At 63.9% G+C, this 23261-nt stretch carries 21 protein-coding genes; 8 read left to right on the top strand and 13 right to left on the bottom strand.

The features are described from left to right. Positions 1-933: gamma-glutamyltransferase (locus IVB32_RS38945; RefSeq protein WP_247413084.1), on the top strand; the 933-nt coding region annotated here is incomplete at its 5' end. Between the two features lie 77 nt (positions 934-1010). Here IVB32_RS38945 and IVB32_RS38940 read toward each other — a convergent pair. Next, the gene (locus tag IVB32_RS38940) at positions 1011-2369 is read right to left on the bottom strand and encodes a serine protease (RefSeq protein ID WP_026233023.1); all 1359 of its coding nucleotides are present in this window, start codon (positions 2367-2369) and stop codon (positions 1011-1013) included. A 229-nt stretch (positions 2370-2598) separates the two neighbouring features. Here IVB32_RS38940 and moeB point away from each other — a divergent pair, with 229 nt between their 5' ends. Further along, positions 2599-3402 carry a molybdopterin-synthase adenylyltransferase MoeB gene (gene moeB / locus IVB32_RS38935; protein ID WP_018455782.1) on the top strand — a complete coding sequence of 268 codons (804 nt, stop codon included), beginning with the start codon at positions 2599-2601 and terminating at the stop codon, positions 3400-3402. 9 nt (positions 3403-3411) lie between these two features. Here the strand turns inward: moeB and IVB32_RS38930 are convergent, their stop codons facing one another. Next, positions 3412-4419 (bottom strand): aldo/keto reductase, encoded by a 1008-nt coding sequence (locus IVB32_RS38930; RefSeq protein ID WP_018455783.1) that lies wholly within the window; start codon positions 4417-4419, stop codon positions 3412-3414. Between the two features lie 115 nt (positions 4420-4534). Between IVB32_RS38930 and IVB32_RS38925 the strand changes: the two genes are divergently transcribed. Continuing rightward, positions 4535-5446, top strand: a complete 912-nt coding sequence (locus IVB32_RS38925) for a LysR family transcriptional regulator (protein WP_247295885.1) — start codon at positions 4535-4537, stop codon at positions 5444-5446. A gap of 3 nt (positions 5447-5449) precedes the next feature. On the opposite strand, the gene IVB32_RS38920 is transcribed toward IVB32_RS38925, so the two are convergent. Further along, entirely contained in the window at positions 5450-6451 is a 1002-nt protein-coding gene (locus IVB32_RS38920; protein WP_018455785.1) for a D-glycerate dehydrogenase, read from the bottom strand. A 326-nt stretch (positions 6452-6777) separates the two neighbouring features. Here IVB32_RS38920 and IVB32_RS38915 point away from each other — a divergent pair, with 326 nt between their 5' ends. Further along, entirely contained in the window at positions 6778-7308 is a 531-nt protein-coding gene (locus IVB32_RS38915; RefSeq protein WP_026233024.1) for an SH3 domain-containing protein, read from the top strand. Positions 7309-7441: 133 nt separating this feature from the next. Here the strand turns inward: IVB32_RS38915 and irrA are convergent, their stop codons facing one another. Beyond that, on the bottom strand, positions 7442-7933 hold the full coding sequence (gene irrA / locus IVB32_RS38910; protein ID WP_018455787.1) for an iron response transcriptional regulator IrrA: 492 nt from the start codon (positions 7931-7933) through the stop codon (positions 7442-7444). A 355-nt stretch (positions 7934-8288) separates the two neighbouring features. On the opposite strand from irrA, the gene fabA reads away from it, so the two are divergent. The 3 genes from fabA (at position 8289) to fabI (ending at position 11029) form a co-directional block, all read left to right on the top strand. Then, entirely contained in the window at positions 8289-8810 is a 522-nt protein-coding gene (fabA, locus tag IVB32_RS38905) for a bifunctional 3-hydroxydecanoyl-ACP dehydratase/trans-2-decenoyl-ACP isomerase (protein ID WP_007603915.1), read from the top strand. A gap of 39 nt (positions 8811-8849) precedes the next feature. Next, positions 8850-10073, top strand: coding sequence for a beta-ketoacyl-ACP synthase I (fabB, locus tag IVB32_RS38900; protein WP_026233025.1), 1224 nt, complete (start codon positions 8850-8852; stop codon positions 10071-10073). A 155-nt stretch (positions 10074-10228) separates the two neighbouring features. Further along, a complete protein-coding gene (gene fabI / locus IVB32_RS38895; protein ID WP_026233026.1) occupies positions 10229-11029 on the top strand; it encodes an enoyl-ACP reductase FabI in 801 nt (266 codons plus the stop codon). An 88-nt stretch (positions 11030-11117) separates the two neighbouring features. Here fabI and IVB32_RS38890 read toward each other — a convergent pair whose 3' ends face one another. The 4 genes from IVB32_RS38890 to IVB32_RS38875 all read right to left on the bottom strand — a co-directional run bounded on the left by IVB32_RS38890 (position 11118) and on the right by IVB32_RS38875 (position 14405). Continuing rightward, on the bottom strand, positions 11118-12005 hold the full coding sequence (locus IVB32_RS38890; RefSeq protein ID WP_240550533.1) for a hypothetical protein: 888 nt from the start codon (positions 12003-12005) through the stop codon (positions 11118-11120). A gap of 72 nt (positions 12006-12077) precedes the next feature. Next, positions 12078-13034, bottom strand: coding sequence for a hypothetical protein (locus tag IVB32_RS38885; RefSeq protein WP_231189580.1), 957 nt, complete (start codon positions 13032-13034; stop codon positions 12078-12080). Then, complete coding sequence (locus IVB32_RS38880; RefSeq protein ID WP_018455792.1) at positions 13007-13471, bottom strand: GNAT family N-acetyltransferase; 465 nt, start codon at positions 13469-13471, stop codon at positions 13007-13009. The genes IVB32_RS38885 and IVB32_RS38880 overlap by 28 nt, the downstream gene beginning before the upstream one ends. A gap of 7 nt (positions 13472-13478) precedes the next feature. Beyond that, positions 13479-14405 (bottom strand): hydrogen peroxide-inducible genes activator, encoded by a 927-nt coding sequence (locus tag IVB32_RS38875; RefSeq protein ID WP_018455793.1) that lies wholly within the window; start codon positions 14403-14405, stop codon positions 13479-13481. Positions 14406-14519: 114 nt separating this feature from the next. On the opposite strand from IVB32_RS38875, the gene katG reads away from it, so the two are divergent. Beyond that, positions 14520-16688, top strand: a complete 2169-nt coding sequence (gene katG / locus IVB32_RS38870; RefSeq protein ID WP_026233027.1) for a catalase/peroxidase HPI — start codon at positions 14520-14522, stop codon at positions 16686-16688. A gap of 76 nt (positions 16689-16764) precedes the next feature. On the opposite strand, the gene pnp is transcribed toward katG, so the two are convergent. The 5 genes from pnp to infB all read right to left on the bottom strand — a co-directional run. Continuing rightward, entirely contained in the window at positions 16765-18918 is a 2154-nt protein-coding gene (pnp, locus tag IVB32_RS38865) for a polyribonucleotide nucleotidyltransferase (RefSeq protein WP_018455795.1), read from the bottom strand. 376 nt (positions 18919-19294) lie between these two features. Then, on the bottom strand, positions 19295-19564 hold the full coding sequence (gene rpsO, locus IVB32_RS38860; RefSeq protein ID WP_007598346.1) for a 30S ribosomal protein S15: 270 nt from the start codon (positions 19562-19564) through the stop codon (positions 19295-19297). A gap of 2 nt (positions 19565-19566) precedes the next feature. Further along, positions 19567-20685, bottom strand: a complete 1119-nt coding sequence (truB, locus tag IVB32_RS38855) for a tRNA pseudouridine(55) synthase TruB (protein ID WP_018455796.1) — start codon at positions 20683-20685, stop codon at positions 19567-19569. Further along, positions 20682-21113, bottom strand: a complete 432-nt coding sequence (gene rbfA, locus IVB32_RS38850; RefSeq protein WP_026233028.1) for a 30S ribosome-binding factor RbfA — start codon at positions 21111-21113, stop codon at positions 20682-20684. The genes truB and rbfA overlap by 4 nt, the downstream gene beginning before the upstream one ends. Before the next feature lie 156 nt (positions 21114-21269). Next, on the bottom strand, positions 21270-23261 hold a 1992-nt coding region (gene infB / locus IVB32_RS38845; RefSeq protein WP_247413083.1), incomplete at its 5' end, for a translation initiation factor IF-2.

Here is a 23261-nt window from a genome sequence, read left to right as displayed (position 1 = left end):
AGCTACAAGCCCGTCGAACGGCAGCCGATCCGCGCCGATTACCGCGGCTGGACTATCTTTGGCCCGCCGCCGCCCGCGGCTTCCGGCGTGCATATCGCACAGATGCTGAACATCCTGGAAGGCTACGACATCCAAGGCCTCGGCTTCGGTACGCCCGAGACCATCCACTATCTTGCCGAGGTCCTGAAGATCGCATTCGCCGACCGCGCCGCGGCCAGCGGCGATCCTGATTATGTCGGCGTCCCCGTGGAGCGGCTGACCTCGAAGGCCTACGCCGAGGAGCGCCGCGCTGCGATCGATCCGGCACGGGCGCAGAGCTGGGGCGCCGGCGTGTCGCAGCTTGAAGGCGCTCACACCACGCACATGACGGCGGCGGATGCGTTCGGCAACGTGGTTGCGACCACGCAGACCATCAACAATCTGTTCGGCGCCAAGATCATGATCCCGGGCCTGGGCGCCATCGCCAACAACTACATGAACCTGTTCGATCCGCGTCCAGGCCACGCCCTGTCGCTGGCGCCGGGCAAGCGGGTGACGACCTCGATGTCGCCGATGATGGCACTCCGTGATGGAAAGTTGCGCTATGCGCTCGGCTTGCCCGGCGGAAAACGAATCTTCCCGAGCGCGATGCAGGCGCTGCTCAATCTGATCGACCACGGTATGAGCTTGCAGGAAGCAGTCGAGGCGCCGCGGGTCTGGACCGAAGGCAATGCGCTTGAGGTCGAGCAGAGGGTGCCGGAGAGCGTGCGCGCGAAGCTCGCGGAGCTCGGCCACAAGGTGCAGCCTGTCGCGGCAGTCGCCGGCGGCATGAATGGTATCGCCTTCCACGACGACGGCACCATGAGTGGCGCCGCTTGCTGGCGTGCGGACGGCACGCCGGTCGGGATCTCGGGTGGTCTTGCGAAGGCCGGGATCAGGTTCAGGCTGAGCTAGGTCTCATGCCCCGGACGCAGCGCAGCGCTTCTTCAGCGGCGCGCATTTCATGCCGCACCGCGCCCGGGACACGAGAGCTACTTGCGCACGCAGATCACGCGCACGACAGCGGCTTTCGCATCTGTGGACGTTCCGTTCGCCGCGACACCGTTCGCCTTCAGGAAATCGCGCACCGTCTCCGCGGAGACCATCACCGCCTGCGACGCCGGCACCGACGTCGCGGGGCCCGCAACCATCGCCGGCTTCAATAGTGCGATGCCGGCGAACTTGCCGTCGCCGTCGATGGCGGGGCTGCCGGAGAAGCCGACAGACGGTGGCGGTGAGAGTGGGGAATCGCCACCACCGACGGATGCCAGCGTAGCCTTGAGGCTCGACACACCCGCGGCTCCGCCCTGGCTCTGCGGATCCGCGATACCGATGACATCGACACTCGTCTTCGCTGCGCCGGCCGCGAGGTTGAGGGGCTCCAGGCCGCGGGCGCCGTAAATATGCAGCAGCGCGAGGTCGTGTTCCCGGTCCTCGGCGAGACGGTCGGCGCTGCCATAGCCGGCGATCGTGATCGCGAGGCAGCTATCAGTGACGAGGCGGTCCGTGAGGATCGCGCCATCGTCGCTGACGACAATGCCGGTGCCATATTCGACGGTCTTGCGTGGCGGCGGCCCCGCCTGTGGCCCCGACGGAAACGCGTTGAAGGCGCTCGACATCGCGATCACGACCGGCTCGACCGTGTTCTCGGTCGCCTGATCGTAGAGGATCGTCATGATGCGGACCTCGTCACCCCTGGAGGTGCCGCGCAAATAGAATTTCTTCAGGCCCTGCAGACCCGACAGCACGAAGAAGTCGGGCTTTACCACGGTGTAGTCGACCTTGCGACCCGGCTCTTTCTTCTCCGCTTCGGCAAGCTTGGCTGTGGTCGGGTTCGCCTCCTTGCGGCGGCTGAGCAGAACCTGCACCGTGCCAGTGGGCGAGGTCCATTTCGAGCCGTTGGCGTCGGTCGCCTGCTGCGGCACCAGCTTTGAGGGAATGCCGAGCCGCGCGCCGCTGGTCATTTCCGTCACGATCTTCCAGCCGACGCTGTCCTGTTTGCGGCGCGCGGTCTCGGCGAGCGCTGCGCGTTCCTGCGGATTGAGCACGCCGGTCGCCTTGCCGCCCTTGGCCTTCTGATACTCCTTGATGGCCTCGACCAGGCGCGCGCTGACGTCGCCGGTGATGGCGCCGTTATACTGGCCGACCCAGGCGAGGTCGGACTGCAGCGACAGCCGCTCCGCCTGCGCCATGGCATCGGCCGTCGCAGCCGGCGTCTGCAATGCAGGAGGCCGGATCGGAACGGTCTGGACCGGCTTCGGCTTGGTGCCGGGAAGCTGCGGTGTCGTCATCTGGGCGTTCGCGCCTGTCGCAGCCGCAAACATCAGTGTTGCCGCAAGCATCGATCTCATGACAAATCCAGCCCGCCCATTGAACGCAATGCCATTGAAGCACATCTCGTTGGTCGCGAACAATGTTGCGGTGGTTCAGACCGGCAGGAGAGGTCTAGCTCCTCATCCTGAGGAGCCGCGTAAGCGGCGTCTCGAAGGATGAAGGCCGTGCAGCCGCAGCGGGGCCTGCATGGTTCGAGACGGCGCTTCGCGCCTCCTCACCATGAGGAGAGGATCTGGAAGGATAACGATGCTGAGCCCGGACGAACTCGAACGTTATGCCCGCCATATCGTGCTGCGCGATGTCGGTGGCCCCGGCCAGGCTGCGCTGAAGCGGGCCTCCGTGCTGGTGATCGGCGCCGGCGGGCTCGGTGCGCCCGCTTTGATGTATCTGGCGGCCGCCGGCATCGGTACGCTCGGCGTGGTCGATGACGACGTGGTGTCGCTGTCGAACCTCCAGCGCCAGGTCATTCACACCACGCCCGATATCGGCCGGCACAAGGTCGAGAGCGCGGCCGAACGGATCTCGGCGCTCAACCCGCATGTCCGCTTCGTCGGTCACGCCACCTGGCTCAATGCCGACAATGCGCTGTCGCTGATCGGGGACTATGACCTCGTGCTCGACGGCTCCGACAATTTCTCGACCCGCTATCTGGCCTCGGACGCCTGCTTCTTCGCCAAGAGGCCGCTGATCACGGCGGCGCTCGGCACCTTCGATGGCTCGCTGACCACCATCCGCGCGCATGAGACAAACGAGCAGGGCGAATTCAATCCGACCTATCGCTGCCTATTCCCGGAAGCGCCGCCGCCCGGGACCGTGCCGGCGTGCGCGGAAGCCGGCGTCATGGGCGCGCTCGCGGGCGTGATGGGCTCGATGATGGCGCTGGAGGCGATCCGCGAGATCGTCGGCTTTGGCGACGGCCTCGTCGGCCGCCTCCTGATGATCGATGCGCGCGCGATGCGCTTCGAGACGCTGCGTTACGCGCGCGATCCCGCCAATCCGCTCAATGGCGATGGGCCTGTGATCACCGATCTCAGCGCCCATCGCACTTGATTGCAGACGTTATGCTGTGGCCGGCTTCTCGCTGTCGAGATGCGCCATCTGCTCAGCGGCGTAACGCGTGCCGGCAGCGACATCGGGCGGGAAGGCCGTTGCCAGCACGGCGAGATGAGCCGGCGTCAGCGTGACCTTGGCCGCGCCGAGTGCTTCGGTGAGGCGGTTGCGGGTGCGGGCGCCGACCAGCGGCACGATCTGCTTGCCTTGCGCCGCCACCCAGGCGATCGCGACCTGTGCCGGCGTCGCGCCAATCTCAGCGGAGATGGCGCGCAGCTGCTCCACCAATGCGAGATTGGCATCGAGATTCGATCCCTGGAAGCGCGGCGTCATCAGCCGGTAGTCCTTGCCTGTCTTGCCGGAGTCCTTCGACCAATGGCCGCTGATGAGGCCGCGCGCCAACACGCCGTAAGCCGTGATGCCGATGCCGAGCTCGCGGCAGGTCGTCAGGATGTCGCGTTCGATGCCACGCTCGATCAGCGAATATTCGATCTGGAGATCGGCGATCGGGTGCACGGCATGCGCGCGGCGGATGGTGGCGGAGCCGACCTCGGACAGGCCGATATGTTTGATGTAGCCGGCCTTCACGAGATCGGCGATGCCGCCGATGGTCTCCTCGATCGGAATGTTGGGATCGAGCCGCGCCGGACGGTAGACGTCGATGTAGTCGGTGCCGAGCCGCTGCAGCGAATAGGCTAGGAAGTTCCTCGTTGCGGCCGGCCTCGTGTCCATGCCGGTGAATTCGCCGGCAGGACCGCGCAGCGCACCGAACTTGACACTGATCTGCACCTTGTCGCGCGGCACCTCCTTGAGCGCTTCGCGCACCAGCATTTCATTGTGGCCCATGGCGTAGAAATCGCCGGTGTCGACCAGGGTAATGCCGGCATCCAGTGCGGCGTGGATCGTGGCGATGCTCTCGCCGCGATCGGCGGGGCCGTAGACCTCGGACATGCCCATGCACCCGAGACCGAGAGCGGAGACGGTGGGACCGGTCGAACCGAGTTTGCGCTGTTCCATGATGGCTCTCCTCGAAAAGGCGCTGACTGCGCCGCGTGACGAGGCCTGATATGCGCTTGATCGATTGCGCCGATAAGCTGGACAATCGAGAATGGCTTGTTCACATTAACGAACAATGGCTGAGCCCGACCTGCGTGATCTCGACGTCTTCATGGCGGTCGCCCGCACCCGCAATTTCCGGCGCGCGGCGATCGATATTCGCGTGTCGGTGTCGAGCCTTAGCCAGCGATTGCGGGACCTGGAGGAGCGCCTCGGCGTCCGCCTGATGAACCGCACCACCCGCAGCGTCGCCCTGACCGAGGCGGGCGAGCTGCTGCTGTCGCGCGTGGCTCCGGCGCTGCGCGATGTCGGCGAGGCCCTCGATCAGGTCCGGGGCCTGCGCGAGATGGCCTCGGGCCGGCTGCGCATTAACGCGCCGCCACCCGCGGTCGATCTCGTGCTGGCCCCCATGATCGGGCCGTTCCTTAAGGCCTATCCGCAGGTCGACCTCGAGATCGTTTCCGAGAGCGGGTTTGTCGATATCGTCAGCGCGGGCTTCGATGCCGGCGTACGTTATGGCGAGCATCTCGCGCAGGACATGGTCGCGATCTCGCTCAGCGGCCCGCAGAGCTATGTCGTAGTCGCTTCGCCCGATTACCTCGCGCGCCGCGGCAAGCCGGAGCATCCGAAGGATCTGCTCGACCATAATTGCATCCGCGCCCGCTACTCCAGCGGTGTCATGCACGATTGGGAGTTCGAGAAGGCCGGCCAGCTGGTGAAGGTCGATCCGCCGGCAAAGCTGATCTCGACCAACATGGGCCTTTCCATGCGCGCCGCGCTCGACGGCGCCGGCATCTGGGCGACGCTTGATGGTTATGTCGGCGAAGCCCTGAAGTCCGGCGCGCTCGTCAGTCTGATTCAGGATTGGTGCGAGCCGTTTCCCGGGCCGTTCCTGTACTATCCAAGCCGGCGACAAACGCCGCCGGCGCTGCGGGCCTTTATCGATTTCGTTGCCGACTGGCGCAAGCGCGAAACACGCAGCAAATAGACCTCACAGCATGCTCGGCAGCACGCGATCCGGCGGCTTGTGCGCATCGAGGAAGGTTCGGATGTTGATGATCACCTTCTCGCCCATCTCGACGCGGCCCTCGATCGTGGCCGAGCCCATATGCGGCAGCAACGTCACCTTGCCGGCCTTGGCGAGCCGCACCAGCTTCGGGTTCACCGCGGGCTCGTGCTCATAGACATCGAGGCCGGCGCCGCCGATCTCGCCGCCTTCGATCAGCTTGATCAGCGTGTCCTCGTCGGTGACCCCGCCGCGCGCGGTGTTGACGATGTAGGCGTCCTTGCGAATAAGCTTCAGCCGGCGCGCCGACAGCAGATGGTAGGTCGCCGGCGTGTGCGGACAGTTCACCGAGATGATGTCCATCCGTGCCAGCATCTGGTCGAGGCTTTCCCAATAGGTCGCGCCCAGCTCTTCGGCGATCTTCGGCGCCACCGGCCGACGATTGTGGTAGTGGATCTGCAAGCCGAAGGCGCGGGCGCGGCGTGCGACCGCCTGGCCGATGCGGCCCATGCCGATGATGCCAAGGCGCTTTCCGCCGATGCGATGGCCGAGCATCCAGGTCGGCGACCAGCCCGGCCAGGGTTTTCCTTCCGTCAGGATCGAGGCGCCTTCGATCATCCGCCTGGGCACGGCGAGGATCAGCGCCATGGTCATGTCGGCGGTGTCTTCGGTCAGAACTTTCGGCGTGTTGGTGACGGTGATGCCGCGGGCATGCGCGGCCTCGACATCGATGTTGTCGACGCCGTTGCCGAAATTCGCGATCAGTTTCAACCTGCAGTCGGGCTGGTTGACGATGTCGGCGGAGATGTGGTCGGTCACGGTTGGGACCAGCACGTCGGCGGTACGGGCGGCTTCCGCGATCTGCTCGGGCGACATCGGCGTGTCGTCGAGATTGATCCGCGCGTCGAACAGCTCGCGCATCCGGGTCTCGATCGAATCCGGAAGCTTGCGCGTCACCACGACGAGGGGCTTTTTCTTCACCGACATGTCCTGCCCTCATGAGGCGTTGCGAGCCGCCTCTGTCGCCAAAGGCCGGCCGTTGAGGCCTCATTAACCCGGTTGTTCGACACTGCGCTTGCCGTGTCGTCCCCGGCGTTTCCTTCAAGCTCTCCCGACATTTCCGGCCGGAAAATCGGGACAAACCGGTTGTTCAGATGTCCGTCCTCTCTAGCAGAAGGCCGGGCCAAGACAAGAACCACGGGTAAAGGGCTCGGGAACACCCGCGTGGGGCGGGGTCAGGGGCGACAGCGGCCTGGTTTGGGAATTTAGGGCGAGGGACCGGCTCGGCCGGACCTTCGACAGGAGACGGGTTGATGGCGTTGGGGCGTTTTTGTTCGGTGATGGCGCTCGTTTGCACCTGGTTGAGCGCTTCGGTCAGTCCCGGGCATTCGGCAAAGGACAACACCCCTCAGACGGCCTCAGGCCTCCCGGTGCCGCGCTACGTCAGCCTGAAATCGGATCACGTCAACGTCCGCGCCGGCCCGACCAAGGACAACGACGTCGCCTGGGTCTACACCCGTTCCGGCCTGCCGGTCGAAATCACCGCCGAGTTCGAGAACTGGCGCCGGGTCCGCGATTCCGAGGGCGCCGAGGGTTGGGTCTATCACTCGCTGCTGTCGGGCCGCCGTACTGCTGTCGTCACCATGAAGCACAAGGACGAGCTCGCGCCGATCTACGACCGCGCCGATCCCGAGAGCGCGGTTGCGGCCAGGCTCCAGGCCGGTGTCGTCACCCAGGTGAAGAAGTGCACTGCAAACTGGTGCCGCGTCAGCGGTAACGGCTTTGACGGCTGGATCCAGCAGGAGCGCCTCTGGGGCGTCTACTCGGACGAGCAGGTGAATTGATCTGGGCGGGAGCGGAACTGTTGCTCCACCGTCATGCCCGGGCATCCACGCATTTTTCGACGCCTGACCGAATAACGTGGATAGCCGGGACAAGCCCGGCCATGACGATCAAATCAGCAGTTCAGGATAGATCTCAGCGCTTCTTGCGCAACCGTACGACCATGTCGATGCGGGCGATCTCGTAACCCGCGGGCACCTCAGGCATCTTGGACAGCGCCAGATGCGGATCCTCGATGTCGACCAGCTCATGGCTGTTCTCGAGGTAGTAGTGATGGTGGGTCGTGACGTTGGTGTCGAAATAGGTCTTGGTGCCGTCGACGCTGACCTGACGCAGCAGACCGGCATCGGTGAGCTGGTTCAGCGTGTTGTAGACGGTCGCCAGCGAGACCGGCACCTTGGCCAGCGTCGCTTCCTCGTAAAGCATTTCAGCCGTGAGGTGACGTGCACCCTTGCCGAACAGGAGCCAGCCGAGCGCCATGCGCTGGCGCGTGGGGCGAAGCCCTGCGGACTGGAGCATTTCGTTGACGTCGTGCCACGGGCAGCCGGTCAACGCCGGCTGGCGGCCGGACATAAGAGCCGCCGCATGGGCCTCTTCGTCGCGATGGGGCGCGTTATTTTCGTTCATTTCCAGCTTCGGGCACGCGTGAACACTGTCGTTGCCCAACATATATGGAGAGATAGATGCAGATGCAAGTTTCTCGCAACTAGAGCGGTTCTAATCAGGCAGGGAACCGGGGTGGCGGCCCGTCATTTTACCTTCATGAGAGCGCTTTGCTACCCGAAATGGCCTGTGTTAGAGAGCCCGCGGTTCCGCTTAACCCATTTTGGCGCGACCCGGCATTGAGGGCCGCTCGCTATCCATCCAGGGTCCTTCGGTATTCTCGTCTGACAATGGCAACAGATGTCGCCTTTCGAACAGGATGGGGCCCATTTTCGCCGGAAACGCCGCTCAATCGGGGTTTGAACACAAAGGCTTCCGCATGCTGAACAGGCGCAACGGTTACGAATATGAAGATCTGCTGGCATGTGCCCGCGGCGAGATGTTCGGCCCTGGCAATGCGCAATTGCCGCTGCCGCCGATGCTGATGTTCGACCGCATCACGGACATCAGCGAGACCGGCGGCGAATTCGGCAAGGGGGTGGTGCGCGCCGAGCTCGACGTGAAGCCCGACCTCTGGTTCTTCGGCTGCCACTTCAAGAACGATCCGGTGATGCCCGGCTGCCTCGGGCTCGATGCGCTGTGGCAAATGGTCGGCTTTTATCTGGGCTGGAGCGGCGGTGAAGGTCGCGGTCGCGCGCTTGGCCTGAACGAGCTGAAGTTCAGCGGCCAGGTGCTGCCGGAGGCCCGCAAGGTTGTGTACAACATCGATATCAAGCGCGTGATGCGTTCAAAGCTGGTGCTCGGTATCGCCGACGGATGGCTTTCGGTGGATGACCAGATTATCTATCGCGCAAAGGATTTGAAGGTCGGCCTGTTCAAGCAGGGCACGAGCCTGGGCTGAGCGCATCACCACGAAGACAACGATTGAGGCGAGGCTGTCATGAGGCGGGTTGTGGTCACCGGGATGGGCATTGTCTCCTCCATCGGAAACAACACCCAGGAGGTGCTTGCGAGCCTTCACGAGGCGAAGTCGGGCATTTCGCGGGCTGAAAAATATGCCGAGCTCGGCTTCCGCTCCCAGGTGCAGGGTGCGCCGACGCTCGATCCTTCGACGGTGGTCGACCGCCGCGCCATGCGTTTCCTCGGTCAGGGCGCGGCGTGGAATCACGTCGCGATGGAACAGGCGATCCAGGATTCCGGTCTTTCGCCCGACGAAATTTCCAATATTCGCACCGGCATCATCATGGGCTCCGGCGGTCCGTCGGCGCGCACCATCGTCGAAGCCGCCGACATCACCCGCACCAAGGGACCGAAGCGTGTCGGGCCGTTTGCAGTGCCGAAGGCGATGTCCTCCACGGCCTCCGCAACGCTTGCGACCTGGTTCAAGATCAAGGGCGTGAACTATTCTATCTCGTCGGCCTGCGCGACGTCGAACCATTGCGTCGGCAATGCCTATGAAACGATCCAGATCGGCAAGCAGGACGTCATCTTCGCCGGCGGCTGCGAGGAGCTGGACTGGTCGCTGTCGGTGCTGTTCGACGCCATGGGCGCGATGTCCTCGAAGTACAACGACACGCCTGCGACGGCCTCCCGTCCCTACGACGTCAACCGCGACGGCTTCGTGATTGCCGGCGGAGCCGGCGTGCTGGTGCTGGAAGAGCTCGAGCATGCCAAGGCGCGGGGCGCACGCATTTACGGCGAGATCGTCGGCTATGGCGCGACGTCCGACGGCTACGACATGGTCGCACCATCAGGTGAGGGCGCCGAGCGCTGCATGCGCATGGCGATGTCGACCGTGAAGACCAAGGTCGACTACATCAATCCGCACGCGACATCGACCCCGGCCGGCGATCCGCCGGAGATCGACGCACTCCGCAGGGTGTTCGGAAGCGGCGAGAAGTGCCCGCCGATCTCGGCGACCAAGGCGCTGACCGGTCACTCCCTGGGCGCAACCGGCGTGCAGGAAGCGATCTATTCGCTGCTGATGATGAACAATGGTTTCATCTGCGAGAGCGCCCACATCCAGGAGCTCGACCCCGTGTTCGCCGACATGCCGATCGTGCGCAAGCGCATCGACAACGTCAAAATCGGCACCGTGCTGTCGAACTCCTTCGGCTTCGGCGGCACCAACGCCACGCTGGTGTTCAGCCGGCTGGATGCGTAATTTTGGCACGCTGTCATGCCCCGCGAAGGCGGGCATCCAGCACGCCGCAACTTCTCGATTTGCAGTAATCGCCTCGAAATACTGGATCGCCTGCCCCAGTGCGCAAGTGCGCGCAAGGCGGGCGATGACGCCGGAATAATGGGAGCTATCAGGCAATGGAAGGTTTAATGAAAGGCAAGCGCGGTCTGATCATGGGCATCGCCAATGATCATTCGATCGCCTGGGGCATGGCGAAGACGCTGCATGCCCACGGCGCCGAGCTTGCCTTCACCTTCCAGGGCGAGGCGCTGGGCAAGCGTGTTAAGCCGCTGGCGGAGCAGCTTGGCGTCGACATGGTGCTGCCCTGCGACGTCGAGGACATCGCCAGCGTCGACGCCACATTCACGGCCTTGCGCGAAAAGTGGGGCCGGCTGGATTTCGTGATCCACGCGATCGGCTTCGCCGACAAGAACGAGCTCAAGGGTCGCTACGCCGACACCAGCCGCGAGAATTTTTCGCGCACCATGGTGATCTCCTGCTTCTCCTTCACGGAAGTGGCAAAACGCGCCGCCGAGCTGATGACGGAGGGCGGCAGCATGATCACGCTGACCTTCGGCGCCTCGGAACGCGCGATGCCGAACTACAACGTGATGGGCGTGGCCAAGGCGGCGCTGGAAGCCTCGGTGCGCTATCTCGCCTCGGATTTCGGACCGCGCGGCATCCGCGTCAACGCGATCTCCGCCGGCCCGATCCGCACGCTCGCCGGCTCCGGCATCGGCGAGGCGCGCGCGATGTTCGCCTTCATGCAAAAACATTCGCCGCTCCGCCGGGGCGTGACGCTCGACGAGCTCGGCGGCTCGGCGCTGTATCTGTTGTCGGATCTCTCCGGCGGCGTGACCGGCGAGATCCACTATGTCGATTCCGGCTACAACACCGTCCTGATGCCGCGGCCGGACGATTTGAAGGCGCAGGATTAGCTCTCGTAGAGTGGGCAAAGGCGCGCAAGCGACGTGCCCACGATTTCTCAATAATCGAGACCAGTTCCTGCTGCGAAGGACGTGTCGATCAGCGCGCGTCGCTGTTGCGCGCCGCTCGTTGAACCCCGATCAGCAGCGGCAGCGTCTTGTCGAGGCTTTCCGTCAGCATGGCACGCACGTCGTCGCGCAGTGCGGGATTGTCGGCGGCATCTTCAGGGCGGGTTGGAAACGATTCTGCGGGTAGTTCGCGATAGGGGCCGCCGATTTGCACGCCCAGGAGCCTCTGCACCATAAGGGAATGATGCGTGTTGATCAGCGCAGAACTCTGTCTGACAACGGAGAAGTCGCGCCCATCGAAGATGCGGACAAACGCCAGGGCGTAGAGATAGATGCGACGCCCGAGCACCACATCATGGTTGAGGATGCCGAAGCCGCGGACCGTATAGTTGGATGACCCGAAAGGGCTGATTGAATTGAGGATCTGGATGTAGTGCCGGCAATTCGTTCCTTTCACGACGTCGCGCATGTATTGGGCCAGCTCCGCATTGAGATCGCGGAACAACCTGTCCTTCAATGTGTCCTTGGACTCATCGCGGGGAGGAAATTTCGCCGGGTTGTAGGGGATTCTCAGAACGGACACGCCGGCAGGGATCGTGGCGCGAATCCGCGCGAAGATCAGATCATTGAGTCCCCAGCCCGGGATCGGGACGACCGTCTTCTTGTGCTGAAATACGGTCAGGCCGGTCGTCAGCACGGTGAACTCATCGCCGGTGGTGACGACGACACCGAAGTCGCACGGGCCGCCGACCACGGGAGCGGGTTTGCCCGTCGCTTCACGCCGCGTGGTCGTCTTGTTGTTGCTTTGCTTGACGGCTGATCCTGCCGTTTCCGCCCCTGGTGGTACCAATTTGGTCTGCGCCCAAGCAGATGTCGAAAAGCACCACGCGACGGCCGCAAGGACGACGAGCCGGGCCAAAACGTCAAATGCAGCCCAGCCGCAGGAAGCGGACGAGCGATAGTCTTTGTCGCGTCCCCTCGGCAAAGGCGCTTACTCGCCCTTGATATACGCGGGTAGATACCTGTCCAGCTGGGCCGTGAGCAGGCTGCGTGTGCTGTCACGCAGCAATGCACTGCTGGTCACCTGTTCAGGGGTCTTGGGAAATTCGAGATTGTTGAGGATTTGCATATTGTCGTTCTTGTTGGAGAAACTCGAAGCAATCACATCGCCGAAGCTGCGGGTAGGCGCCCGATGGATGTCGAAAGTCCGTCCGTCAAAAACGTTTATGCGGAAATAGGAAACCACGACGCCGCGCCCGGAAGGGCTCGCCCAATTCTTGTAGACCCCGAGGCCCTCGATTGATTGATTGGTGCCATCCACCGAAACGCGGGCTTTCGTGGCTACGACGTAGCGTTCGCAATTTGCAGCTCCGGCGATCTGCCGCACCAGCGCCGTCAGGTCGTCGCGGTCATTGCGGAACAGTTTCGCTTCCGGATGATAGTACGGCCTGAAGGCTCCGCTTGCGTAAGCGACCTTTCGGACAGCCGTGCCGGGAGCCGTGGCGCGAACCCTCGCGACGAACAGATCATCGATACCCCACGTCTCGATCGGCGCCTCCATATACTCGTTGCCGAACATCGTGAGGCCGACATGTTGCACCGAGAACTGGTCTCCGATCGCGGAAATGACGCCGATCTGACAGGGGCCGCTCTCCGCCGCAACTGGCTGTTGTGCAGCCGGTTTGGCCTTCGGCGCCGCCTTCTTGACTGCCTTCTTGGCTGGCGCCGCCGTCTGAGCGGGAGGCGCGGTGGTTGCGGGAGGGGTTTGCGCGGCCGCCGTGGTGAGCAGGGACAGCAACGCGATCAGCGAGACAGCAATTCGAAGCATCGATTCCGGGAGATCAGGGGGCAGGAGGACGGCGGATACGCCACAGTAAATTGGAACCGTGACAACCGCAAGCTGCACCAGGCGACCACTGCCTATCCGGCGGGTCGCTGCCGCCGCCACCGATAATACTTCATCATGAATCCGTTCGACGGCTCGACCTCTTCTTTCTCGAACACAAAGCCCTCGCGCTCGTACCAGCGCCAGGCTTTTTCGTTCTCGCGGATGCAGCGCAGAGACATCTCGTCGGGCATTTGTGTGCGCGTGAAGCCAAGCAATTGGCGGCCGAGCGATTGGCCCTGATAGGCGGGCGCGACGAACAGCATGTCGAGATAGAGTTTTGGCAAATGCAGCGCCAGCATCGCGGCGATCGTGCCGTCGTCGTCGGCGACGAACAGGCTCCAGCCGTCCTCGGTCTCGCGCCGGATCCGTGCACGCAGGTTTGCCAGCAGGAAGTCGCTCGTCTCGCCGAGGCCGGTCGAGACCCAGCTCTCCATCCAGATACGGCCGATCTCGTCGTATTCGTCCGCGCGGGCTGGGCGAATGATGGGATGCGACATCGAGGCCTCAGGTTGGCTTGCTGCGCACGGATGGACGTGCGCGCACCTTGCCCGCCGACAGGCACACCACCTCGGAGATTTGCAGGAGTTGCCGCGCCAGCGGGCTGGTCTTGCGCCAGACCATGCCGATGGTGCGCGACGGCTGCGGGTCGCGGAAGCGCGCGAGCGAGACCGAGGCCGATCGCGTCTCAACTGACACCGCCATCTCGGGGATCAACGTGACGCCGATGCCGGCGCTGACCATCTGGACCAGCGTCGACAGCGAATTGGCATCCAGCATCTCGCGTGGCGGCGCCGATTGCATGTTGCAGAATGACAGCGCCTGATCGCGGAAGCAGTGCCCCTCTTCGAGCAACAGCAGCCGCATCTCGCGCATCATCTCCCGCGACGGTGCCGGCGTTCCCTCATCCGCACTCGGCCGCACCAGCAGGAATTTTTCCTCGAACAGGGCGACCTCGGTGAGCGAGGGCTCGGACACCGGCAGCGCCACGATGGCGGTATCGAGCCGACCCTCCACCAGTTCCTGAATCAGCCGCGGCGTCATCGTCTCGCGCACGCGGATGTCGAGCTCCGGATGCATGCGCGTCAGATTCTTGGTGATCGTCGGCAGCAGATAGGGCGCGATCGTCGGAATCATGCCGATGCGCAGCCGTCCGGAGAACCGGTCCTGCGAGGCGCGGGCGAAATCGCCGAGCTCGTCGACCGAGCGCAAGATGTCGCGGACGCGCTGCGCGAGCTCCTCGCCAAATCGGGTCAGCGCCACCTGCCGGGCGCTGCGCTCCAGCAGCAGACCGCCGAGCGCCTCCTCCAGCTCCTTGATCTGCATCGACAGGGCAGGCTGCGAGATCGAGCAGGACTCAGCCGCGCGGCCGAAATGACTGTGACGGGCCAGGGCGTCGAAATACCGGAGCTGGCGCAGCGTGAGGTTTAGCATCAGAAAATCTTATCGCTGCGATCATTAAAGTCAACTTCCCCTGATCGAACGTGAAGCTTAGAGTGTTTCTACCTGGTCAAAGGCGCGAGTTCGACGCCACCAGAGGAGGTATTCATGGACGACACTTCAAAGTGCCCGTTTTCGGGTGGAAAACGTGTGCCGGCGAACCGCGATTGGTGGCCGACCCAGCTCAGCATCGAGATGCTGCACAAGAATTCCGCCAAGTCCGACCCGATGGACAAGGACTTCGACTACGCCAAGGAATTCAAGTCGCTCGACCTGAACGCGGTCATCAAGGACCTGACCGCTCTGATGACGGAATCGCAGGAATGGTGGCCCGCCGACTTCGGTCACTACGGCGGCCTCATGATCCGCATGGCCTGGCACAGCGCGGGCACCTACCGCACCACCGACGGTCGCGGTGGCGCCGGCGCCGGACAGCAGCGTTTCGCGCCGCTCAACAGCTGGCCCGATAACGCAAATCTCGACAAGGCACGCCGTCTGCTCTGGCCGATCAAGCAGAAATACGGCCGCAAGATTTCCTGGGCCGATCTGATGGTGCTGGCGGGCAACGTCGCGCTGGAGTCGATGGGCTTCAAGACCTTTGGCTTTGCCGGCGGCCGCGTCGACGTCTGGGAGCCGGAAGAGCTCTATTGGGGTCCGGAAGGCACCTGGCTGGGCGATGAGCGCTACAGCGGCGAACGCCAGCTCGCCGAGCCGCTCGGCGCGGTGCAGATGGGCCTCATCTACGTCAATCCGGAAGGCCCGAACGGCAAGCCGGATCCGATCGCCGCGGCCAAGGACATTCGCGAGACCTTTTTCCGCATGGCGATGAACGACGAGGAAACCGTCGCACTGATCGCCGGCGGCCACACCTTCGGCAAGACCCACGGCGCCGGCGATCCGTCGCTGGTCGGACCGGAGCCGGAAGCGGGCGCGCTCGAAGATCAGGGCCTCGGCTGGAAGAGCAAGCACGCGTCGGGCATTGGCGGCGATTCCATCACCAGCGGTCTCGAGGTGACCTGGACCACGACGCCGACGAAGTGGAGCAACAACTTCTTCGAGAACCTGTTCAAGTACGAATGGGAGCTGACTAAGAGCCCGGGCGGTGCGCAGCAGTGGACGGCCAAGGGCGCCGAGGCGATCATTCCCGATGCCTTCGACAAGTCCAAGAAGCATCGGCCGACGATGCTGACGACCGACCTCTCGCTGCGTATGGATCCGGCCTATGAGAAGATCTCGCGCCGCTTCCTCGAGAATCCCGATCAGTTCGCGGACGCCTTCGCCCGTGCCTGGTTCAAGCTCACCCATCGCGACATGGGTCCGGTGGTGCGCTATCTCGGTCCGCTGGTGCCGAAGGAAACCCTGATCTGGCAGGATCCGATCCCTGCTGTGAATCACGAGCTGGCCAGCGAGCAGGATATCGCCTCGCTGAAGACCAAGATCCTGGCCTCGGGTCTGTCGGTCTCGGAGCTGGTCTCGACCGCCTGGGCGTCGGCCTCGACGTTCCGCGGCTCGGACAAGCGCGGCGGCGCCAACGGCGCGCGTATCCGCCTCGCCCCGCAGAAGGATTGGGAAGTGAACGAGCCGGCTCAGCTCTCGAAGGTCCTGGGCAAGCTCGAAGCGATCCAGAAGGACTTCAACGCGTCATCCGGTGCGAAGAAGGTCTCGCTGGCGGACCTCATCGTGCTCGGCGGCACCGCCGCGGTCGAGAAGGCCGCCAAGGATGCCGGCGTCGACGTCAAGGTCGGCTTCACGCCGGGCCGCATGGATGCCTCGCAGGAGCAGACCGACGCCGCTTCGTTTGCTCCGCTGGAGCCGCGGGCCGATGGCTTCCGCAACTTCATCGGCAAGCGGCAGCAGTTCATGATGCCCGAGGAGGCTCTGGTCGATCGTGCGCAGCTGCTCCGGCTTACCGGCCCGGAGATGACGGTGCTCGTCGGCGGTCTGCGCGTGCTCGGTGCCAATGCGAACGGTTCGAAGAACGGCGTCCTCACCTCGAAGGTGGGAACGCTGAGCAACGACTTCTTCGTCAACCTGCTCGACATGAGCACGCAGTGGACGCCGGCCGGCACCGACGGCACCTATGAGGCCCGCGACCGCAAGACCAACGCGGTCAAGTGGACCGGCACGCGCGTCGACCTGATCTTCGGCGCACACTCGCAGCTTCGCGCCTACGCAGAGGTCTATGCCACGTCGGATTCCAAAGAGCAGTTCGTCAAGGACTTCGCCAAGGCCTGGACCAAGGTGATGAACCTCGATCGCTACGACATCGCGGCCTGATTCCAAAGTTCGGCAAGCGACAAACAAAAAGGGCGGCCGCGAGGCCGCCCTTCGTGTTTCTGGCAGGTAGCGAGATTTACTCGCCGGCCGCTTCGCGCGCGGGCTGCTGGCTCTCGCCCTTGCCCTCGAGGTCTTCGCCGGTCTCCTGGTCGACCACCTTCATCGACAGGCGGGTCTTGCCGCGGTCGTCGAAGCCGAGCAGCTTGACCTTGACCTTGTCGCCTTCCTTGACGACGTCGGAGGTCTTCTGCACTCGCGCCGAGGCGAGCTGGCTGATGTGGACAAGGCCGTCCTTGGAGCCGAAGAAGTTCACGAAAGCGCCGAACTCCATCACCTTGACGACGGTGCCGTCATAGATCTGGCCGACTTCCGGATCGGAGGCGATCGACTTGATCCACTTGATCGCGGCCTTCATCGCCTCGCCGTCGCTGGAGGCGACCTTCACGGTGCCGTCGTCCTCGATGTTGACCTTGGCGCCGGTCTTCTCGACGATCTCGCGGATCACCTTGCCGCCGGTGCCGATCACTTCGCGGATCTTGTCGGTGGCGATCTTGAAGGTCTCGATGCGCGGCGCGTATTCGCCGAGCTCGGCGCGGGCGTTGGTGAGCGCCTTCGACATCTCGCCGAGGATGTAGATACGCCCATCCTTAGCCTGACCGAGCGCGACCTTCATGATCTCCTCGGTGATGCCCTCGATCTTGATGTCCATCTGGAGCGAGGTGATGCCCTGCTCGGTACCGGCGACCTTGAAGTCCATGTCGCCGAGATGGTCCTCGTCACCGAGGATGTCCGAGAGAACCGCGAAGCGCTTGTCTTCGAGGATCAGGCCCATTGCGATGCCCGCGGTCGGCCGCTTCAACGGCACGCCGGCGTCCATCAGCGCGAGCGAGGCGCCGCAGACCGATGCCATCGACGAGGAGCCGTTGGATTCGGTGATCTCCGACACCACGCGCGTGGTGTAGGGGAATTCGTGGTGCGGCGGCAGCACCGGGTGGATCGCACGCCAGGCGAGCTTGCCGTGGCCGATCTCGCGGCGCTTGGTACCGCCGAGGCGGCCGGTCTCACCGACCGAGTAGGGAGGGAAATTGTAGTGCAGCAGGAACGTCTCTTTGTACGTTCCCGACAGCGCGTCGATGTACTGCTCGTCCTCGCCGGTGCCGAGCGTGGTCACGACCAGCGCCTGGGTCTCGCCGCGGGTGAACAGCGCCGAACCGTGGGCGCGGGGCAGCACGCCGACTTCGGCGACGATGTTGCGCACGGTCTTGGAATCGCGGCCGTCGATGCGCTTGCCGGTGTCGAGAATGTTCCAGCGAACGATCTTGGCTTCGAGCTCCTTGAACACGCCGCCGATGCGCAGCTTGTCGTATTTCGGCTCTTGGCCTTCCGGGAAGTAGTGCGCGATCACCTTTTCCTTGACCTTGCCGACCGCGGCGTAGCGATCCTGCTTGACCGGAATGGCGTAGGCGGCGCGCAGTTCCTGCTCGACCATGCCGAGCATTTCCTTTTCGAGCGCCGAATTGTCGATCGCGGTGACCTCGCGCGGCTCCTTCGCGGCCTTTTCGGCGAGCTCGATGATCGCGTTGATCACCGGCTGGAAGTGGCGGTGACCGAACATCACGGCGCCGAGCATGATCTCTTCGTTCAGCTCCTTGGCTTCCGATTCCACCATCAGCACGGCGTCCGCAGTGCCGGCGACGACGAGGTCGAGCTGAGTGTCGACCATCTCGTCGAGCGTCGGGTTGAGGATGAACTCGTCATTGGCGAAGCCGACGCGCGCGGCGCCGATCGGGCCCTTGAAGGGAGCGCCCGACAGGGTCAGCGCAGCCGATGAGGCCACCAGCGCGACGATATCGGGATCGTTCTCCATATCGTGCGAGAGCACGGTCACGATCACCTGGGTCTCGTTGCGCCAGCCGTCGACGAACAGCGGACGGATCGGACGGTCGATCAGGCGGGAGACCAGCGTTTCCTTCTCGGTCGGACGACCCTCGCGCTTGAAATAGCCACCGGGAATGCGGCCGGCTGCGTAGGTCTTCTCCTGGTAGTCGACGGTCAGTGGCAGGAAGTCGACGCCTTCACGCGGTGACTTCGCGGCAACGACGGTGGCGAGCACCACGGTCTCGCCGTAGGTCGCGACGACGGCGCCGTCGGCCTGGCGGGCGATCTTGCCGGTTTCAAGCTTGAGAGGGCGTCCACCCCAGTCGATCTCGACTGAATGCTTATTGAACATAGAGGTCTTCTTTCATGGGTTCTCGAAAGAAGGACGGGTCGAAAAACAAAAACCATGCGCAAGATTGCGGGACGTTGATCGAAGCGGGCGATCAGCGTCCTGCGATCCTGCCATGGTTTTTGGATTTCGGATGGCGTCCATCCCTTCGGGTCATACGGGCGCCTTGCCCGTTGTGCCCAGCCGCCGGATTGCTGCTGGACTGTCAGTCGGCACGAACGCGAACACCGAAGCGCGGTGTTCGCCCATCATGCCCGGATGCTCGCCGTCAACGGCTCGCATCCGACGCGCACGCAGCCTCGACGAAAAACCTTTAAACAAACGCTTTCGTTCGAAATCACGCGCGAAAACGCGCGCCGGTTGGCGCGCGCAAGAACTCTTAACGACGAATGTTGTGCTTCTCGAGCAGCGCCTTGTAGCGCGCCTCGTCCTTCTTCTTCACATAGTCGAGGAGCGAGCGGCGGGTCGAGACCAGCTTCAAGAGACCGCGACGCGAATGATTGTCCTTCACGTGGGTCTTGAAATGGTTGGTGAGGTTGGCGATGCGTTCCGACAGGATCGCGACCTGAACCTCTGGCGAGCCGGTATCGCCGGCCTTGTTGGCATTCGTCTTGATGACTTCCGCTTTGCGTTCTGCGGCAATCGACATCGTCAATTTCTCTCGTTGCGATCGGCGCTGGCAGTCAGGCCGGTCAGGTTGAACACACGCTTGGGGATGATTTCGCCATTGCCGACTTCGGCAAGCGCGAGAAGCCGGCCTGCCACCGTGACATAGACTGTGCCGCTACAAGTGGGCGCATCCCGTCCGCGCAACAAAACGGCCTGGCCCCGATGGAGCCTTGCCGCATCAGCCCGAGTGACGGCCAGTGCCGGGATGTCGTCCAGCGCGGTCTCAACGGGCATAAGCGCGTCGGCGAGGCTACCCTCGCCGGACGCGGCTCTATCGCACAAAGCCTCCAGCTGATCCAGCGGAATCATGTCGTTCTCGCCAAATGGGCCGACCAGGGTCCGCCGCAGTGCGCAGATATGGCCGTAAGTGCCGAGAATCCGGCCCATATCGCGGGCCAGCGCGCGGACATAGGTGCCCTTGCCGCACTCGGCCTCGAACACGGCCCGGTCGCTATCCGGTTGATCTACAAGGCTTAATCGGTGAATCTCGACCGGGCGCGAGGCCAGTTCCACGATCTCGCCGTCGCGGGCGAGGTCGTAGGCGCGCTCGCCCTGGACCTTGATCGCGGAATAGCGCGGCGGGATCTGCTGGATCACCCCGGTGAAACGGGGCAGCAGGGCCTCGATGGCCTCCCGAGTCGGGCGCTGGTCCGAGGTTGCGGTCGCCCGGCCCTCGATGTCGTCGGTGTCGCGCTCCTCGCCCCAGCACACCGTGAACCGGTAGCGCTTGCGGCCGTCCATGACGAAGGGGACGGTCTTGGTGGCCTCGCCGAGCGCGATCGGCAGGCCGCCGGAGGCCAGCGGATCTAGCGTGCCGGCATGGCCGGCGCGTTTGGCGTTGAACAGGCGCTTGAGCACGGCAACGGCCTGCGTCGAGGTCATGCCGATCGGCTTGTCGAGCACGACCCAGCCGTGGACGTCGCGACGGTCGCGGCGCGGCTGGTTGCCCTTCTGCTTGTTGGCGCGCGGATCGTTGTTGACGCGGCGCGGCTCTTGAGCGGGCTGAGAATTGCCGCTCATGTCCGCAAAATTATTCTTCTGCACGTCGAGCTGATCGGCCTCTTCGCCGCCGATCGTGCCGTGAGCCGGGTCCATCGTCATCGTTCTTCTTCCCGATCCGTATCCGGATCCTGTTCCAGGTCCTTCTGCACCGCGGGTGTTCGCAAAAGCTTCTCGATCCGTTCCGCTTCGTCGAATCGTTCGTCGACGCGGAAGCGAAGGTCAGGTGCAAATTTCAAGTTAACGCGCCGCGCGACCTCGCCGCGCAGGAATTTCTTGTTGCGCTCGAGCGCAGCGAGGACGATCTCGGTGTCGCGGCCACCGAGCGGCATCACGTAGACTGTTGCGAGCTTCAGGTCGGGCGACATCCGCACCTCCGGCACGGTGATGATGTGACCTTCGAGGTCAGCATCATGCACGCTGCCTTGCGCCAGAATCTCGGCTATCGCATGGCGAACCTGCTCGCCGACCCGCAACTGACGTTGCGAGCCGCCAGACGCGGAACTCTTTTTTTGATGATGGCGGGGCATGGTCTGAAAATCACCTCGTCATGCCCGCTTTTGGGACACGGGCATTGTCATTTGTCTTGCTGAAACGAAGAGGGGTGGATGGCCGGAAAAAATCCGGCCATCGTACTCCCGCAATTCAGTTCAAAAAAGATCCAGGCGCTTCGGTAAGATTTGGACTTACAGGGAGCGCTGGATCGTCTCCACGCGGTAACACTCGATGACGTCACCGGCGCGCATGTCGTGATAGTTCTCGAAGGCCATGCCGCATTCCTGACCGGACTGGACTTCCTTCACTTCGTCCTTGAAGCGCTTCAGCGTCGACAGCTTGCCTTCGTGCACGACGACGTTGTCGCGGATCAGGCGCACGTTGGCGCCGCGTTCCACGGTGCCGTCGGTGACGCGGCAGCCGGCGACCTTGCCGACCTTGGAGATGTTGAAGATCTCCAGGATCGCGGCATTGCCGAGCATGGTTTCCCGCAGGGTCGGCGCGAGCAGGCCGCTCATGGCCTTCTTCACGTCGTCCACGAGGTCGTAGATGATGTTGTAGTAGCGGATCTCGATGCCGTTGCGCTTGGCGGCCGCAGCGGCCTCCTTGTTCGCACGAACCGAGAAGCCGATGATCGCGGCGTTGAAGCCCTCCGCGAGCGTCACGTCCGATTCCGAGATGCCGCCGACACCCGCATGCAGGATGCGCGCGGCGACTTCGTCGGTGCCGAGCTTCTCCAGCGAGCCGAGGATCGCTTCCAGCGAGCCCTGCACGTCGGCCTTGATGATCAGCGGGAATTCCTTGCGGCCCGCCGTCTTCAACTGCGACATCATCTGCTCGAGCGAGCCGCGCATGCCGGAGATCGAGGCAGCCGCGTTCTCGCGCTTCTGGTGCGCGCGGTAGCTGGTGACCTGGCGGGCGCGGGCTTCGTTCTCGACCACGGCGAGACGATCGCCGGCTTCCGGCGGACCGTTGAAGCCGAGCACCTCGACCGGCACGGATGGACCTGCCTCCTGCACCGTCTCGCCCTGATCCGAGATCAGCGCGCGGACGCGGCCCATTTCGGCGCCGGCGACGATGATGTCACCGACACGGAGCGTGCCGCGCTGGACCAGAACGGTCGCGACCGGACCGCGGCCACGATCGAGCTTGGCTTCGATCACGGTGCCTTCGGCCGGACGATCCGAATTGGTCTTGAGGTCGAGGATGTCGGCCTGGAGCGCGATCATCTCGAGCAGCTTGTCGAGATTCGTCTTGTTCTTCGCCGACACTTCGACATCGACGACTTCGCCGCCGAAGGATTCGACCTGCACCTCGTGCTGGAGCAGCTCGGTGCGCACGCGCTCGGGCTTGGCGTCGGGCTTGTCGATCTTGTTGATGGCAACAATGATCGGCACCCGCGCCGCCTTGGCGTGGTTGATGGCTTCGATCGTCTGCGGCATCACGCCGTCGTCGGCCGCAACCACCAGCACGACGATGTCGGTCACCTTGGCGCCGCGCGCGCGCATCGCGGTGAACGCGGCGTGGCCGGGCGTGTCGATGAAGGTGATCTTCTTGCCGCTTTCGGGCGACAGCACCTGATAGGCGCCGATATGCTGGGTGATGCCGCCGGCTTCGCCGGAGACCACGTTGGCATGACGAAGCGCATCGAGCAGCGAGGTCTTGCCGTGGTCGACGTGACCCATCACCGTCACCACCGGCGAGCGCGGCTCGGTGTCGGTCGAATCGTCGATGGCGTCGAACAGGCCTTCTTCAACGTCGGACGCGGCAACGCGCTTGACGGTGTGACCAAGCTCCTCGGCGATCAGCTGCGCAGTGTCGGCATCGATCACGTCGGTGATCTTGTGGATCGCGCCCTGCTTCATCAGCATGCGGATGATTTCCACCGCGCGCTCCGACATGCGGTTGGCGAGCTCCTGGATGGTGATCGCTTCCGGAATGACCACCTCGCGGATGAGCTTTTCCTTCGGCTCGTTCGCGGCATGGCCCTTCAGGCGCTGGGTGCGGCGGCGGAACGAGGCGATCGAGCGCTCGCGGACGTCGTCGGCATTGAAGGCGGTGACGACCGTCAGGCGGCCGCGCTCCTTCTGCGGGCCGGGCTTGTGGGTGGGCTTGGGAGCGACCACAGGCCGCGCAGCGCCGCCGGGGCCGCGACGGATCTGGCGCGGACCGTCGTCCTCGTC

Source organism: Bradyrhizobium sp. 23 (assembly GCF_023073295.1).
Classification (GTDB): domain Bacteria; phylum Pseudomonadota; class Alphaproteobacteria; order Rhizobiales; family Xanthobacteraceae; genus Bradyrhizobium; species Bradyrhizobium canariense_D.
Note: the sequence above shows the minus strand (reverse complement) of the source record. Positions and strands in the feature narration are given on the sequence as shown.